This window comes from Nanobdella aerobiophila (assembly GCF_023169545.1).
Taxonomy (GTDB): domain Archaea; phylum Nanobdellota; class Nanobdellia; order Nanobdellales; family Nanobdellaceae; genus Nanobdella; species Nanobdella aerobiophila.
The window spans coordinates 170,003-186,779 of the sequence record NZ_AP019769.1 but is presented as its reverse complement, the minus strand read 5'-3'; the positions used below and the strand labels follow the sequence as shown (position 1 = coordinate 186,779).

General features: G+C 25.8%; 20 protein-coding genes. 13 read left to right on the top strand and 7 right to left on the bottom strand.

Features of this window, described 5'->3' with window-relative positions; genetic code table 11:
• Positions 1–13 precede the first annotated feature (13 nt).
• Genes aspS through MJ2HA_RS01050 form a run of 7 tightly spaced genes read left to right on the top strand, consistent with a single transcriptional unit; the run spans position 14 to position 6,607 of the window.
• Positions 14–1,351 (top strand): aspartate--tRNA(Asn) ligase, encoded by a 1,338-nt coding sequence (gene aspS / locus MJ2HA_RS01080; protein ID WP_258393421.1) that lies wholly within the window; start codon positions 14–16, stop codon positions 1,349–1,351.
• Positions 1,348–2,064 carry an RNA methyltransferase gene (locus MJ2HA_RS01075; RefSeq protein ID WP_258393420.1) on the top strand — a complete coding sequence of 239 codons (717 nt, stop codon included), beginning with the start codon at positions 1,348–1,350 and terminating at the stop codon, positions 2,062–2,064. The genes aspS and MJ2HA_RS01075 overlap by 4 nt, the downstream gene beginning before the upstream one ends.
• A 13-nt stretch (positions 2,065–2,077) precedes the next feature.
• The gene (locus MJ2HA_RS01070) at positions 2,078–2,653 is read left to right on the top strand and encodes an alpha/beta fold hydrolase (protein WP_258393419.1); all 576 of its coding nucleotides are present in this window, start codon (positions 2,078–2,080) and stop codon (positions 2,651–2,653) included.
• Positions 2,654–2,690: 37 nt separating this feature from the next.
• Positions 2,691–3,020 (top strand): 60S ribosomal protein L31, encoded by a 330-nt coding sequence (locus MJ2HA_RS01065; RefSeq protein WP_258393418.1) that lies wholly within the window; start codon positions 2,691–2,693, stop codon positions 3,018–3,020.
• Positions 3,013–4,095 carry a class I SAM-dependent methyltransferase gene (locus MJ2HA_RS01060; protein WP_258393417.1) on the top strand — a complete coding sequence of 361 codons (1,083 nt, stop codon included), beginning with the start codon at positions 3,013–3,015 and terminating at the stop codon, positions 4,093–4,095. Before MJ2HA_RS01065 ends, MJ2HA_RS01060 begins: the two co-directional genes overlap by 8 nt.
• A gap of 6 nt (positions 4,096–4,101) precedes the next feature.
• The gene (locus MJ2HA_RS01055; RefSeq protein WP_258393416.1) at positions 4,102–4,407 is read left to right on the top strand and encodes a hypothetical protein; all 306 of its coding nucleotides are present in this window, start codon (positions 4,102–4,104) and stop codon (positions 4,405–4,407) included.
• Positions 4,400–6,607, top strand: coding sequence for a DEAD/DEAH box helicase family protein (locus tag MJ2HA_RS01050; protein WP_258393415.1), 2,208 nt, complete (start codon positions 4,400–4,402; stop codon positions 6,605–6,607). Before MJ2HA_RS01055 ends, MJ2HA_RS01050 begins: the two co-directional genes overlap by 8 nt.
• Here MJ2HA_RS01050 and MJ2HA_RS01045 read toward each other — a convergent pair.
• Complete coding sequence (locus MJ2HA_RS01045; RefSeq protein ID WP_258393414.1) at positions 6,599–6,877, bottom strand: hypothetical protein; 279 nt, start codon at positions 6,875–6,877, stop codon at positions 6,599–6,601. The genes MJ2HA_RS01050 and MJ2HA_RS01045 overlap by 9 nt on opposite strands.
• 30 nt (positions 6,878–6,907) lie before the next feature.
• On the opposite strand from MJ2HA_RS01045, the gene MJ2HA_RS01040 reads away from it, so the two are divergent.
• From MJ2HA_RS01040 to MJ2HA_RS01015, 6 genes are all read left to right on the top strand, one after another.
• Entirely contained in the window at positions 6,908–7,768 is an 861-nt protein-coding gene (locus MJ2HA_RS01040; protein WP_258393413.1) for a DHH family phosphoesterase, read from the top strand.
• 23 nt (positions 7,769–7,791) lie between these two features.
• Positions 7,792–8,973: a cell wall-binding repeat-containing protein gene (locus tag MJ2HA_RS01035; RefSeq protein WP_258393412.1), complete on the top strand. Its 1,182-nt coding sequence runs from the start codon at positions 7,792–7,794 to the stop codon at positions 8,971–8,973.
• A gap of 74 nt (positions 8,974–9,047) precedes the next feature.
• Positions 9,048–9,266 (top strand): hypothetical protein, encoded by a 219-nt coding sequence (locus tag MJ2HA_RS01030; protein ID WP_258393411.1) that lies wholly within the window; start codon positions 9,048–9,050, stop codon positions 9,264–9,266.
• A gap of 4 nt (positions 9,267–9,270) precedes the next feature.
• Positions 9,271–10,572, top strand: coding sequence for a hypothetical protein (locus MJ2HA_RS01025; RefSeq protein ID WP_258393410.1), 1,302 nt, complete (start codon positions 9,271–9,273; stop codon positions 10,570–10,572).
• Between the two features lie 57 nt (positions 10,573–10,629).
• Positions 10,630–11,157, top strand: a complete 528-nt coding sequence (locus MJ2HA_RS03855) for a phosphorylase family protein (protein WP_310737117.1) — start codon at positions 10,630–10,632, stop codon at positions 11,155–11,157.
• Positions 11,123–11,380 (top strand): phosphorylase family protein, encoded by a 258-nt coding sequence (locus tag MJ2HA_RS01015; protein WP_310737116.1) that lies wholly within the window; start codon positions 11,123–11,125, stop codon positions 11,378–11,380. Before MJ2HA_RS03855 ends, MJ2HA_RS01015 begins: the two co-directional genes overlap by 35 nt.
• Positions 11,381–11,521: 141 nt before the next feature.
• Here the strand turns inward: MJ2HA_RS01015 and MJ2HA_RS01010 are convergent, their stop codons facing one another.
• The 6 genes from MJ2HA_RS01010 to MJ2HA_RS00980 form a co-directional block, all read right to left on the bottom strand.
• Positions 11,522–11,854 carry a hypothetical protein gene (locus tag MJ2HA_RS01010; RefSeq protein ID WP_258393409.1) on the bottom strand — a complete coding sequence of 111 codons (333 nt, stop codon included), beginning with the start codon at positions 11,852–11,854 and terminating at the stop codon, positions 11,522–11,524.
• Between the two features lie 34 nt (positions 11,855–11,888).
• Positions 11,889–13,160: a tyrosine--tRNA ligase gene (locus tag MJ2HA_RS01000; RefSeq protein ID WP_259369956.1), complete on the bottom strand. Its 1,272-nt coding sequence runs from the start codon at positions 13,158–13,160 to the stop codon at positions 11,889–11,891.
• 83 nt (positions 13,161–13,243) lie between these two features.
• Complete coding sequence (gene flaI, locus MJ2HA_RS00995) at positions 13,244–14,923, bottom strand: archaellum flagellar ATPase motor FlaI (protein ID WP_258393408.1); 1,680 nt, start codon at positions 14,921–14,923, stop codon at positions 13,244–13,246.
• Entirely contained in the window at positions 14,923–15,627 is a 705-nt protein-coding gene (locus MJ2HA_RS00990) for an ATPase domain-containing protein (protein ID WP_258393407.1), read from the bottom strand. Before MJ2HA_RS00990 ends, flaI begins: the two co-directional genes overlap by 1 nt.
• A complete protein-coding gene (locus tag MJ2HA_RS00985) occupies positions 15,620–16,009 on the bottom strand; it encodes a hypothetical protein (RefSeq protein WP_258393406.1) in 390 nt (129 codons plus the stop codon). Before MJ2HA_RS00985 ends, MJ2HA_RS00990 begins: the two co-directional genes overlap by 8 nt.
• Positions 16,006–16,740 (bottom strand): FlaD/FlaE family flagellar protein, encoded by a 735-nt coding sequence (locus tag MJ2HA_RS00980; protein ID WP_258393405.1) that lies wholly within the window; start codon positions 16,738–16,740, stop codon positions 16,006–16,008. Before MJ2HA_RS00980 ends, MJ2HA_RS00985 begins: the two co-directional genes overlap by 4 nt.
• Between the last annotated feature and the right edge of the window lie 37 nt (positions 16,741–16,777).

Sequence of the window (16,777 nt, the reverse complement as noted above, 5' to 3'; positions counted from 1 at the left end):
TGGATATAGAGATATGGTAAATATAAATGATATGAAGAAAGGTTTGGAACTACTAAAAAATAGAGTAAACATTTCAAACTTAAATAATATGGTATATGAAAGGGACGTAGTATTATCTGGTTGGATAATAAATATAAAAAATATTGGAGACATATCCTTTATAATATTGAGAGATGAAACAGGAGAGGTACAAATTACATTAAAAAAAGAGATACTAGGATCTCTAGAATTTATAAAAGAATTATCTAATGGTAGTTTCATAGTCGTATATGGCAAATATATAAAAGGTATATCAAAAAAATATAAAGAAGTACTATGTAATGAATTATATTTAATAAATGAACCCGCAGCACCTCTACCTATTGATGAAAATTCACATTTCGATAAGAGAATGGACTATAGATGGATAGATCTAAGAGATCCTCAAAAATCATTTGTAATAAGACTAATATCTGAATTTATAAAATATTCTAGAGAATACTTATATAAAAATAATTTTATAGAAATATTTTCTCCAAAAATAATTAGCTCCGCAACAGAGAGTGGATCTGAAGTCTTTGAACTAAAATATTTTGATAAAAAAGCGTACTTGGCTCAATCTCCACAATTTTATAAGCAAATGGCTATATGTGCCGGATTTGAAAAGGTATTTGAAATAGCACCAGCCTTTAGGGCAGAACCTTCATTCACATCTAGGCATTTAACAGAATTTACATCATTTGATATCGAAGTTGGTTATATATCCTCGCACTATGATCTTATGGCCCTCGAAGAAGAACTAATAGTATATTCTTTAAATAGAATAAAGGAAAATTATGAAGATAAAATAAAAAATTTATATAATGTTGATATTGAAATACCAAAAAAATTTGAAAAAATTAAAATGGAAGATGTATATGAGATTATAGGAAAAAACAATATTAAAGATAATGGAGATATTAGCTCTGAAGGGGAAAAAATATTAGGAAAATATATTAAAGATAATTATAAAAATGATTTCGTATATATAATTGATTGGCCTTGGACTGCTAGACCTTTCTATCATATGAAGGGTGAACCAATGAGAGATGGAAGAACAACTACAAAAAGTTTTGATCTATTATATAAAGGTCTAGAAATTACTACAGGTTCTCAAAGAGAGCATAGGTATAGTATATTAGTAAATCAGATAAAGGAAAAAGGTATGAATCCTGATAATTTCAAGTCTTATTTAGAGTTCTTTAAATATGGATCACCCACTATGGGAGGCTTCGGATTTGGAATATCTAGGTTTATAAAACAATTATTAAATATAGAGAATGTAAAAGAAGTCGTATTAGTTCCCAGGGATCCGAATAGATTAGAACCATGAGCAATATAACAATAATCTTTGTTGAACCTGAATCTGAAGAAAATATAGGCGCCCTAGCGAGGGTAATGTCAAATTTTGGATTTCATAATTTGATAATAATAAATCCCAAGGTAGATTATAAATCTGAAAAAGTAAAGATTGTATCTAGAAAAGAAGGATGGAAGATAATAAATAATGCAAGAATATACGAAGATTTTGAAGAAGTCGTATCATTATTTGACATATGTTATGGAACCACGGGGGTATCTTCAAAAAAAGGAAGCGAATTATTAAGAAACCCTATTACACCAAGAGAGCTATCAAGTATAATAAATAATATATCTGGAGATATTGGTATATTTTTTGGTAGAGAAGCAAACGGCTTTAATAATTACGAATTAAACAAATTTGACAGCATAATAACTATACCAGCAGATGAGAATTTTCCAATAATGAATATAACACATTCTGCAGCAATAATACTCTATGAACTATTTTTATCTAAAAATAACCCCATAAGAAATAGATTTAAATTAATAAATAATCTTGAAAAATCAAATTTATACATGATGTTTAAAGAGTTTCTAAAGGTATTACCAACAGAAGAATATAAAAAACCAGTAATATATAGAGGTTTTAAGAATCTAGTAGGTAAATCTTTTTTATCAAAAAGAGAATACTCTCTTTTGATGGGTGTTTTCAGGATTTCTAAAGAAAATTTAAAAAGATATTAATAAAAGTATTAAAATGGATAAATATATTGAAATAAATAATTCAAAAATATATTATATAGAAGAAGGAGAAGGATATCCAATATTATTATTTCATGGAGCAAGATTTAATGCTAGAATATGGAAAGAAACAGGCACTATAGATAAATTAGCTAGTAATGGATTTAAAGTATACTCTATAGACTTTCCAGGTTTTGGAGAGTCAGAAAATGGTAATTTTAATTCCATATCCGAATTTATAAAACTATTTATAGAAAAATTGAACTTAAAAAAAGTAGATATTCTTGGAGCTTCGATGGGCGGAGGTAATGTATTAGAATTTTCACTAGATAATAAAAATCTTGTAAATAAAATAATACTTATTGGACCTGTAAAAGTAAAAGAAAATAAGGATAAGTTAAAGCTATTAGATGGAATAGACATATTATTAATAAGAGGTAAAAATGATAGTATATTTACAGAAGAAGACGCAAAAATATTTCTATACAATGTAAAAAGTTCTAAATTGATAAATATAGGCAGCAAACACGCCTGTTATCTTGATGAACCAGAAGAATTTAATAATGAAATAATAAATTTTTTAAAAAGATAAAATTATACTTTAAAAGATTTTTTCTATCTAAATACATATGCCTGAAGAAACTGTACAACTAGAAAAACAAGAAAATGTTCAAGAAACACCTCAACAAGAACAACCAAAAGAAGAAAAGATAGAAGAGTATAAAATAAAAATAAATATAAGAAAATACTTATTAAGAGCCTCCTTATTTAAAAGAGCAAAAAAAGCGGCTAGTACAATAAAAAGAATAATGAAAGTAAGATATAAAAATGAAAATATAAAATTATCAAAAAGATTAAATGAATATATATGGTCCAGAGGTATAAAAAATCCACCAGCAATATATAAACTAAGGATAATAAAAAAAGAAGATACAATATATGTAGATCTTGATGAATGAAGGAAAAGCTACAATAAATTATAATAAAGATTTTTTAAATAACCTTTCATCAAAATTACCTGTATTTTATAATCCTTTGATGAAGATAAATAGAGATTTTACAATATTATTATTAAAATCATATTATGATATATATAATAAGAAAATAGATATTCTAGATTGTATGAGTGCTACAGGAATAAGATCTATTAGGATCATAAAAGAGATACCTCAAATAATAAATAAAATATATATAAATGATATAAAAAAAGAAGCTATAGAAAATATAAAGGAGAATTTAAGAATAAATAATATAGAAATAGGAGAAAATATATTATTGGAAAATCAAGATTGTAGATCTCTATTATTAAGAAATAAATATGACTATATAGATATAGATCCATTTGGGTCTCCCATTGGTTTTGTAGAGTTAACTCCTCAAGCCTTAAGAAATAATGGTATTTTAGGAGTAACTGCTACTGACATTTCCGCATTATCTGGATCTAAATCTAAAGCTGCATATAGAAAATATAATATAATAGGCATTAAAACTGATTTCTATCTAGAATTTGGCTTAAGAGCATTAATAAAATATGTTATATTAGAAGGATTAAAATATTATATTGGATTAAAGCCAATATTTGGATATTATTATAAACATCATTATAGGGTATTTTTTATTAAAAATAATAAAAGCAATACATTAAATTACTTGTCAGAGAATATAAAATATATTAATTATTGTAAAAACTGTGGATATAAATCTTTCGAAGAAGAGACATGTAAAATATGCGGAAATAAAATGATTAAACTAGGACCTATATATGCAGGAAATATGTATGATGAAGAATTCTTAAAAAAAATTAATGAGAATAAAAATATTATAGATCTTGATAAAGATGAAAAAAAGATAATGGACAGAATTATAAGCTGTGACTCAAAGATAGACTTACCATATTATTATGATATAAGAAAGATATCTTCTTTTTATAAAAAAGATCTCCCAAAACTTGAATATATATTAGATAAAAATAATGGTTGTAGAACACATTTTTCAGACTATGGAATAAAAACATTAAACTATCCACAAATATAATATATTATGAGATATAGTATAGTAATTAAAAAGGACACGAAAATATGGATATATGGAAATAAAGATATTATATGGTATATAGATGAAATCACAAAAAAGAATTATGATATATATAACATTCTAAATGCATTAAAAATATATAAAGATAGATTTAGAAAGAAGAATAAATTAAATATATTGATTATTGGAAGTATTAATAGAGAAGATGTAGAAAAATACAAGGATTATTTTAACATTAAAATAGAAAAAGATATGCAAGAAAAGATAATAAAATATATAAAAAGATCAAATAAAGATAATAATAATGATTAATATAGAATTAAGAGAATATCAGAAAAATATCTTAGATACATGCCTAAAAGATAATACTTTAGTTATTTTACCTACAGGTACAGGTAAAACTATAATTGCATTCTTCTTAATTATTGAAAGATTAAAATTATATCCTGATAAAAAAGTATATTTTCTAGCACCTACAAAACCATTGGTAAGTCAACATTATCAAAATTTTATAAAGATTTTTGAAGAATATAAAGACAAATCTATCTTAATAACTGGAGATATAAATAATGAAAGACGATCTTACCTATATAAACAAGGACAAATAATATTTATTACCCCACAAACATTACAAAATGATCTAATATCTGGAAAAGTTATATTTTATGATTCTTCTACAATAATATTTGACGAAGCACATAGAGCAGTCAAAAAATATTCTTACACATTTATAGCACAAAGATTTTATAGTCAAAATAAAGATGGGAGGATACTAGCCCTAACAGCATCTCCAGGCTGGAATATAGATAGAATAAAGGAGGTAATGGAAAATTTACATATAAAAAACATAGAAATAAGAACTGGAAAAGAAGAAGATATAGAAAAATACATGAAGGATATTGATATAGAAAAGTACGAAGTAGATCTAGATGATAAGATAAAGAATATAATATCATTATTAAATAAGGCATATTATGATAGATTATATAAGGTAAAGGAGCTTGATCCATCAATAGAAATATATAAGGGGAAAACGGATATATTACAATGGATAACCGAAATTAAGAAGAATATGCAGTATAGTAAAGATTATAGGCTACGAATTATAATAATATTGCTATCTGAACTATTAAAGATCTCCCATGCAATAGAATTATTAGAAACTCAGTCTTTAGGTACATTTATAGACTACTATAATCAAATAGAGAATAGCATAAGAAAATCAAGAGCTGATTATAATATAATAAATGATATTAGGATAAAGAAAGCCGTTAACCTGACGAAAGAATATATAAATCACGGATTAGAACACCCAAAATTATTAAAATTAATAGAAATATTGAAAGAGAATAAGGATAAGAAAATAATTGTATTTGCGCAAATAAGAAAAACCCTAGATATAATAAAAGATGTCTGTTTAAAAAATGGAATAAAAGCTGAAAAATTCGTCGGTAAAAAAGAGATGAATAGATTAAAGCAGGCTGAATTACTTAAGATGTTTTCAGAAAATCAGTTTAGTGTCTTACTATCTACCTCCGTAGGAGAAGAAGGAATAGATATACCAAAAGTGGATATAGTTATATTTTATGAACCTGTACCATCAGAAATAAGATATATTCAGAGAAGAGGTAGAACAGGTAGAGGAGAAATTGGAAGGACAATAATATTAATTACAAGGGGTACATTAGATCAGAGATTTTATTGGGTCGCGATACAAAAGGAAAGAAAGATGTTTACATTGATAAAAAGATTAAAAAAATATATTAACATTAATATTAATAATAATATAGAAACAAAAATGGAAAAAACTGAAACTAAAAATAATACTGGAATAATAAAATATATATCAAATAGTAGCCAAGAAACTACAAAAGAAGATAATACACCAATAATAATAGCCGATTACAAAGAGAAAGAGTCTGGAGTTATACAAACGCTAGCGAATACAGATATACTAGTTAAATTAGATAATCTAGAAACAGGAGACTATATAATTGGAGACTATATAATAGAAAGAAAGAATATATTAGACTTTATAAATTCTATATTAGATGGTAGACTTTATAATCAACTAGAAAGATTAAAAGACCTAAATTCTATATTGATTTTAGAAGGATCCGATGATAATTTAGATCTAAATACACAAATAACAAAGAATTATTTGAGGACTTTAATATTAAAAATAATGTTTGAGTATGATATACCAATAATAAGGACCTATGACTTTCTAGAAACTGCAAATTATTTGTATCTATTAGCAAAGAATTATAAGAAATTTCCTAAAATACCAGAAAAACTAAAAAAATACAGTGATCTGGATGAAATAAAACTAGAAATATTAAAAATAATACCAGGGATAGGAGAAAACTTAGCATATAAATTACTAGAGAGGTTTAAATCCCTAAAAAATATATTTCTTGCTCAGAAAGCAGATTTAAGAGATATGATAGGAGAGAAAAAAGCAGATAGAATCAAAAAAATATTTGAAGAAGAATTTAAAAAATTAGAATAACTTCTTTTTATATAATTCCTTTGGTCCAACTAATACTTTTATATCCCAATCCACATTTAATTGCTTAGCTGTATCTAATAACTTTTGCGGATCTTCTGCCTCCCACTTACAAACTGCAATATTGTTTTTTTCGTCAAAATACATTTCCTTCAGCTTTAATCCATCTGGTAGCTTCTTATTTTTTGCCATTTCAGATACTTTACTTAATGTATCCTTTGCTTTATCTAGTTTATCCTGTGAAGGCATGTGTATCACTAATACTTCAACCATATATAAAGTATTACTCTAAAAATTTATATTATGATATCAATTACACACTGGGATCTAGATGGAATATTTTCCCTATCATTATTATATAAAAAATTTGGAGATAAATTTAAAGTATATTTTTCTAGCCCTAGATTAATAAATAAAACACTATTAAAAGTAATTGAAAATAATGATCCTAATGAAAGAGTATATATAACAGATATTGCAACTAATCAAGAGGCTATATATTTATCTTCATATTTTAAAGAAGTATATTGGATTGACCATCATAATAAAAATTATGATGAGATTACAAAAAGGATAAATGTTTATATAAAAGATTATAGATCTGCAGCAAGAGTATTATCAGAATACTTGGATATAAATAATGATTACCTATATATTATAGACGATATAGATTCTGGTATGATAAGAAATGATTTAGAAAGAGATTTAAGAGATATGATAGTTGCAATAAGATATTTTTATCCAAAATCTTTTGATCTATATTTTATATCATTTGCTAAAAAGATAAATATAGATATAAATAATATATTAGATAAGAATATATTAAATAGATTCAGAAAAATACTAAAAGATCTTTATAAAGACATAGACAGGGACTTATATATAATAGAAGATAAATACAAAATATTTATAATAAAAACAAAATATGATATTCCTTCAAACTATGTCGTAGAATATATAGGAGAAAAATTTGGTCAGAAACCAGATTATATAATTACACTATATCAAAAATCTAAAAGAGGGGAGATAAGGACTTTAAATAATAAAAATGTTATAGAAATTGCAAAAATATTCAATGGTAATGGACATAAATTTGCCGCAGGATTCGTATACAATAATGAAAATGATGTTTATGAAAAAATAAAGTATATGAATAACCTTTAAAGCTTTTTTTATAAAATTTATATATGGTAACTGCTATATTGACTACAAATATAACCTACGCGGATTATATAGTAGGAAATTCTATAGGCAATTTGTATAATATCCCTGTATATTCCGTACCAGAAGATCCTAAAGGAATAAATTCTACGATAAGTACATTGATACAGAATAATGTTACAAATGTAATTGTCCTTGGTGGGCCTGCAGTAATATCTAACCTATTATTACAAGACCTAAATGAATCAAATATAAGCTATGTTTGGATATGGGGCACTACAAGATATGAAACATCTGCATATGCAGCATTATACTTCTGGAACAGTACAAATAATGCAATAATTATAACTAGAGATTTAGTAAATAGTAATGTAGAGGGCAGGGACCTTACATTAGTAACGGAGGCTGAGCAATATGCAGAAAATTATGATGCTCCGATATTTATAGTCCCAAATGGTGTATTACCATCAGAGACTATATACGCATTAGAAAAATTAAATGTTAGTAATGTATATATATTTACTGCAGAATATGGTGATTTAGGTAATATTACAAACCAATTAAATTCTCTAAATATTAGTTATAATATATATAATGGTAATATATTAAGCTGTCCATCATACACATATGTAAATATTACATCAAATACTTCCTGGGATGATATAAGAGAAATTTTGATAGGAAAGATAGGCAATTCATGTATTATTCCAGTAATAAACAACAATGCAAATATTACTACGGAAAAAGAAGATATAAAAGATCAAATAATGAAGTATTATGAATCTGAAAGAGAGAATAATTTAAATACAACATTTGTATTATATAATCACCTAGATCGTTTAATATCTGAAGAACAAATATTATTGTTAAAAATAGGAATTATTTGTGAACAATTAAATAATTCAATTCCTGTATGTAATTTCCTACCTCAATTAAATAGTACAATACAACAAATGCAGAATAGTACAGGAATACAAAATTATATAATTATACAAAATAGTATACAAGGACAGGACTGGGAATTAGAAAAACAATTAGGAGAAGGTCAGTTTATTAAGGTAGACGAAGAATTAAATTTATCTACAGAATTAGAAAAATTAAAAAAGGGAGAAGATATAAATAATAATATAACAGTAGAGCAAAAAGATAATGAAACATCTGATAATATGAATACAGATAATAATTCTAATTATTATTATTATCCATGAAGAAAGACTCATCGTCTGAGATATGATGAAGGTCTTGAGCTCAGATTTTTATTTTTATTCCATATATATTTTTTATGAGTAGAGAAATATATGCTTCTAAATATGATTTGATATTAAATGTTATTGTAACTTTGATTGTTATTATAATATTATCAAGCTCTGTAATTATGAACCCTCAAAAAAGTATAATATTTATTTCTACATTAATAGCTTTACTATTAATAATAATAGACATTTTTGTATACTTATCATATAAAGGAAAGATATATTTATATAGAACAAAGGATAAATAGCCGTATGGCATCTGTATTTAAACTATATGACATAAGAGGGATTTATGGAAAGGATTTAACAGATGAAATAATATATAAGATTGGCTTTGGACTAGGAAAATACTTTAACAACTATGAAACAATAGGAATAGTAAGGGATATTAGAGTTCATTCAGAAAGAATAAGAAATATACTAGCTTCAACACTAATATATACACATGATATATTAGATTTTGGAGTAGGTTCTACTCCAGAAGCTCATTATTTAGCAAAAGTATACAATATACCTGTACTAATGATTACTGCTTCTCATAACCCTCCAGAATATAATGGAATAAAACCAATAAATAGCAATGGAAATGATTTACCACAAGAAGATATTAAAAAAATAGAAGAATTAACATATCAAACAGAAAAACCATCAGAAAAAGTAGGTAATATAGAAGAAGAAAATGCAATAGAATTATATAAATGGCATATAAAGAAAAAATTTAAATCTGTATCTGGATTTAAACTTGGTTATGATCCTTCAAATTCTGTATTATCATTAATGAAGGATATTGTAACTGACTTAGGAAATGAAATTGTTCCTATAAATGATAAGATAGACGGTACTTTTCCTGGTCATATGCCAGACCCATCAAAAGATGAAAATATAAAACCATTAAAAGATTTAATGAAAAGCAAAAACGATCTAGATATAGGATTTATGTTCGATTCTGATGGAGATAGACTGGGTATAATAGGTAAAGATGGTGAAAGAATTGGGATGGACAAATATATAATACCATTTATTAAAAAGGATAGAAGATATGTACTAGAAATATCCTTACCAATATATTTAAGAAAATTAATAAAAGAGAGTGGTGCAGAAGATATAGTAAGAAGACCTGGACACACATTTATAAAATTCGCATGTCAACAAAATAGAGCTTTCTTAGGTATAGAATATACAGGTCATATATATTTTGCAGAAAATGATTATATAGATGACGCATTATTTGGTGCACTAATGTTATTAAAATACATGAAAAAAGGATTTAATATAAATAATGTAAATATACCGGAGTTTCAATGGATAGAAAGAGATATACCTAGAGGTAATATAGATCTCGTACAAAAGGTAAAAGAATATGGAAAAAATAACAATTATACATTAAATGATCTAAATGGAGATCTGGATGGTATAGAATTATTAAAAGACAACTTAAGGATACTAGTAAGATATTCCGAAACTGAACCATTATTTAGGATAGTCATAGACTCGTATAAAAAGGAAATAGATCCAGAAAAAATATATAACGAAATAGTTCAACTTTCTAACTAATTTTTTAGATAATGATTTCACAACGACTTTTTAAATAAAATAATATAAAATGGTTTTATTGCATATAAAAGATATATTACTTCTAAAGAGGTTTTATTAGAAGAATTTGGAGTAGAAAAATTAACTGAAAGAATAATTATATCCCCTATAGAATGGAAAGAAGAATTACCAGATAAATGGATTGAAAGATTAAAAAACGAAGGGTATAAAATTGAAGAAATAATACCTGGAGATCGCGTACTTAGAAAAATAGATAAAAATTATAAAATAAATAATACTTTATTTTTATTAACTGGCAGGGGATTAACAGAATCTCTTGATAGATTTTATGTACTATGTAGGAATCCAGATGTAAAAGAAATAGTATTTTTAGGTACTTGTGCAAGTTTTCATGAAGATTTGACCAACGGAGATATAAATATACCAGAATATGTATTAGCATGGGAAAATGTTAGTACAGAATATGTTGATAATAATGAAGCTTTACCGATTGCAGATAAAGAATTACTAAATTTAGTTAATTCTATAGCAAAAGAAACAAGCATTAAAGATATTAATACTAGAAATATTTTATTCAGAAACTGACGAATTAATTGAATATTTCAAAAAATTTAATATTGCAACAATTGATATGGAATTATCTGCAGTATATAGACTAGCTTATTATTACAATAAAAAAGCAATAGGAATTCTAAGGACATCCGATGACCTATTAAGAAAGAAATTAGTATGGGATCCTACAAAAAATATAAAAAAAGATTTAGGAAGAGAATTAATATACCAGATAGTTAAAAAACTGATAATATAAAGTTTTATTCATAACCTTCTGTCTAAGGCTTTGTAAATTCTATATACTATTTCTACTATCTAAGTTTTTTATCGTTTTTTAGGATTCATACAATACTCCTTTTTTCTATAATTTTTATATAATTATAATTAAATTATATATCTAATGAGTTGACTTCATAATATCTAGAGCCCTTATTTTTATAATCTCCTCTATTCTATCTATGAGGATTTTTTCCGTGATATCATATTTGTCTTTTATATTTCTATATACCATATATGCTTTCCTATAATTATTTTCATTCAAATATTCTTTAAATATTTCTCTATTATTTATTATTTCTTTTATATTATTTAATATATCATCCTCTTTATATGATATAAGTAATAGAGCCTTCATATCTTGATTATTCATCTTATTAAATATTTTCTTTGAATGAAGTCTATACAAATTTAAGTACATAATTAAATTGTCAACCATATTATCTATCTTCATTAATAAACATTAGAAAAAATATTTATAAAAAGTACTACCTTGTAATCTTAACACTATCTAATTCTTCTTTATATCTTCTACCAGGTCCTTCCGTAAAGTATTTATGTATAGGTTCTAATTTACTTGCCAACCAATCCCCTACCGCCTTCTTTAGATCTAAAGGATGTATTTTTCCATCTATCCAGTCTTTTCTTAGTTCCCATAATCTATTATATACTTTTCTTTCTCCTGTTTTTCCATTTATAATTTCAAATTCTATATCTTCAAATGTACTTTTATATAGTTCATTGGATTCTTTATTCGCATACTCGTATATTCTCTCCCAATTAAGTCTGTTCTCATCTTTTAATTTATCATAGGTATCATAATCCAGTTTTCCTGCTATTTCTTCAATTTTATATCCTCTTTCTAATAATAATTTTAATAATCCATAATTTTCCTGATTTCTAAATATTAAGTACTCTATCATCTCCCATATTGGATTAAATTCTAATTCTTTCATAGGACAGAATGCTTTATTTATTTTCTCTTTTATTTCATCACTAGATTCATGTACAAATATTGCAGAACCAACTATTGATTTAGACATCTTTAATTCAGATAATTCTTGTTTTGCTTCTCTCTTATTTCCTTGTTTCAATTTCTGGAAAGTTTCTATGGATAACTGTAAGTTTGTTATTAATTGTTGATGCATAGCGATTAAAGGATAATCTATTTTATCCGCATATTCCAATGCAATAACATGTGCCTTTCTCTGATCTAATCCTGCATGTGCTATATTTATCTTTTGAAATATTATATCTGCTGCTTGCATTAATGGATATATTAAATACGCCGATGGTACTGCATCATTTGCTAATCTACCCATAATAGTTATTGCTCTTAGTGTCCTATTTAATGTTGTGTTTTTTCCAATTTTTATAACTTCGCTCCAATAATCATTATCATATATATCAGAAGCTAATACAAATTTTACTCTATCCGGGTCTCCACCTAGAGATTTAATACTTTGTTTCATAGCTTCTGAAAAATATCCTTCTGCAACCCTTCTAATTACTTCAATATCACCTCCTAATTTATTATTTATCATTGAATGCCAGTCTGCTAAAAATACAGTTGCTTCTCCTATCCTGCTAGAATCTATTATTTTATATCCGGAGACTATTCCTGTACCTATATGTACATATCCTGATATTTCAAAACCTATATAATGCTTAAAATTGCCTATTTTATTAACTTTTTCATCCCCTAACACTTCTATAGAAGGTTTTTTCCATAAAAATACTTTTACTAAATCTTCATCCATCATAATATATTAAATTAAAAATATTTGCCTTTCCAATACCGACTATGTTTCATATTTTAATATTTCTTTTAAATATTTAAAAATTATATAGTAAATGGGAGAGCAGATCTACCATTTATATAGAACCCTTTCAATATTTCCCAAACTTCAAAGAAGTCAAATATTTCTTCCTTTGTCATTTTTTCTAAAATTCTTTTTCTATAATCTATAATTTCATAAATTTTCCTCTTATCCTCTATTTTCATTAATGGTGCTACTTTTTTCTCTAATATATAACTATTATATTTTCCAGAAAATGTATGCCTATCTCTTGTAGATTCCCATCCAAATACCCTTCTGACAGATACTTTTTTTAGTTCCGCGACATATCTCTCAATTTCATATATACTTGTTATCCTTCTCTCTGATTTACCTTTTATTGTCACAGAAGATGTAAATACTGCAATATTTAGATTATCTATAAAAGTAATTGGTATATTTATTGGGTCGCCAGTAAGCCTCTCGATTAATGATCCTATATTACCAGAGTGAAATGTCGTAATCACAGGGTGTCCTGTCTGCATAGCCTGAAATGCTACTGAACCCTCTTTTCCTCTAATCTCACCAATTAGTATATAATTTGGTCTAGATCTTAATGCAGCTTTTAATAGATCAAACATAGATATATCTGCACTCTTCCCTACTTCCCTTGTTACTAGTCTTTGCCATATTGGATGAGGTATATTTAATTCCGGGGTATCTTCTACAGAGTATACCTTTGCATCTGGCTTAATAAAGGTTGTTAATGCATTTAATAATGTAGTTTTTCCGGATGCAGTTTCACCAGAAATAACAATATTCATCCCATTTTCTATCGTTAACCACAGATATGCGGCTTCTTCTGGAGATATTGTACCAAAAGATATTAATTGTGTTATACTTAATGGTTTAGCACTAAATTTTCTTATAGTAAATGATGAACCTTGTAAGGATATATCCTTCCCATATATAAAATTAACTCTTGAACCATCTGGTAATATAGCATCTACTATGGGCCTTGTTTCAGAAGCGGGTCTATCGACTATTTCAGAATACCTTAATATATATCTATTCAATGATTTATCATCTCTGAATACTTTATTTGTCTTTAACATTCCAAATATTTTATGGACCACATAAATTGGCCCTATTCCCAGTATATGTACATCTTCCAAGTATGGATCTCTTAAAAATGGTTCTAGAAATCCGTATCCAAATCTTTCCCTTATTAGAAAGTATAATAATTTTTGATATTCATTTTGATCTTTTATATATATTTTATCTGAAAATAGCTGTCTTTTCCCAACAGTTATAATGCTATTAAATATATTAATAATCACCTTCTTTATTTCATCAACATTATTCTCATTTACACTTTCTATAGAATATTTTACAATTTTTGTTTGGATTTTTTCTAATTTTTTTGATTCTTCCTCATTCATCTCCGGTTCAATCACATTATAATAAGTATCACCAGAAGATAATTTATATATATGAATAAATATCGGATCTCCAACAGGATATAGTATATTAAATTCTTCTCTTCCTTTTAATGAAAAGTCTAATGAGGTCATCCATTCTGGTAATCCAAATTTTACAGATACATTATTTATATAATCTCTTAGGTGTGGAAATTTTGATATTGCTTCATCAAAGTTTGTTGTTATACCATAGCTTACTATATCTTTTCTATTTCCTTTTATTACATATTCTTTATTATCCTGTAATTGTTGAGACTCTGGCATTATACATAAGATGATATCTCCACTATTAGGCCTATATTTGGCTCCACTCTGAATGGTATAACATTATTATATACACCCCTTGCATATCTAAATCTTCTTATATTTACCATTTTCAATCCAGAACCCTCATCTATTGAACTAAATTTTAAATCAAAATAAATATCTGCTATCCTTCTAATATTCTTAACAAAAAATTCATTTATATCATTAGGACTATAAGTAATAATTATTGTTTTTTCCATATTTTTTACCTTATTTAAAAATTCGAGTAATCTTACAGATCCCATCTTATCTAAACCATTTATTAATGGATAGGATAAAGAATCCAATATAATTAGATCACTATCAAATATTTTTCTAGATTTTTCCTTTGTTAATTCAAATATTAAATTCTCCTTCTCTTTTATTTTTCCGAACATATATAAGGTAGATATAAACAATAAATCTTGACTTAATAAATAATCCTTTATATCATAACCCAATGAATCCATTTGTTTAACAAAATCGACAACGGATAATTCCGAAGATATATAAGTAACTTTATTTTTGTTTAATAACGACCCATAAGATAGTCTTTGAGATATTATGCTCTTTCCAGCCCCATCTTCACCCTCTATAATAAATATACTACCTTTAGGAATTGAACCTCCCAGCCTATCTGCAAACTCATCTCTATCAAGATATATATCTATATAATTAACCATTTGATATTGTATATAAATTTGATTGGCCATTACAAAAAGTTATAGTAATATTATCTCCTACATCTACTGGATAATCTACATATAACTGATATGTATAAGAATTAGAAAGATTATAACTAAAATTCACCTCTTGATTACCCACATAAACATTTTTTATACAACCATCCATACCGCTTTGAACTAGATATAATAAACTCTGATTATTAATATTATAATCATATATAACATAACTAACCGGAGATTGATAATTAATATTATTCGTCTGATTTAGAAATTGATTTGCTATAAATTTACCAGATATATTATAAAAATTAAAGAAATATGATAATACAAAATAACCTACTAAGAATAGTATACTTAAGTATAATACTTCTTTTATCATCTCTTAATTGGAGATATATATCCTTTCTCTATTAGCTCTCCATATAAATCCTTTAATCTTTCTATATTGCTTTCAGACTTTAATTTTGATAATTTGGATATTATATATAGACTTACTATATGGTCCATAGGTGTTAGTTTTTTATTTTCACCCTCTATATCTATCAAACCATTTAAATATTCCTTCAATTTTATCTTTACTTTTTCAGTTATCCAGTTTATTTCTTCATAATAATCTAAGGCTTTATCTACTTCTTCATCATTTGATTTTTTTATTAAATATGAAAGCCAACCAATTAATATAGATGCGACAGTTGGATTATCAGATATTTTATCTAGTGGCAGATCATTACTATCAATTTTTACACTATCTTGAGATGTATTTACAGGTTCTATCTGTTTTTCTTCTCTCTCTTCATCTTGTATAAATGGATTATAATTCTTAACTAATATCTCATAAATAGAAAATACTTTCTCCATATTATTTTTTATAGAACTTATCTCACTTTGATTTGACTCGACTTTAGAACTTATATCAGATATCTTATTTATAGTATCAGAAACTGTATTTTCTAACTCTCTAACAGATTTAGCTAGTCCTTCAATAGAACTAGATATATTCTTAATCTCAGAATTATAAGACATTTGATTTTGTGCAGGGACTTCTGGTGTTTTAATTGTCTCAGGTCCTTTTTCCGATTTCTTCTTAAATATACTAGAAAATATATTCATATCTTCTTTAAATACTCCTAAAAATATAAATTTTAAA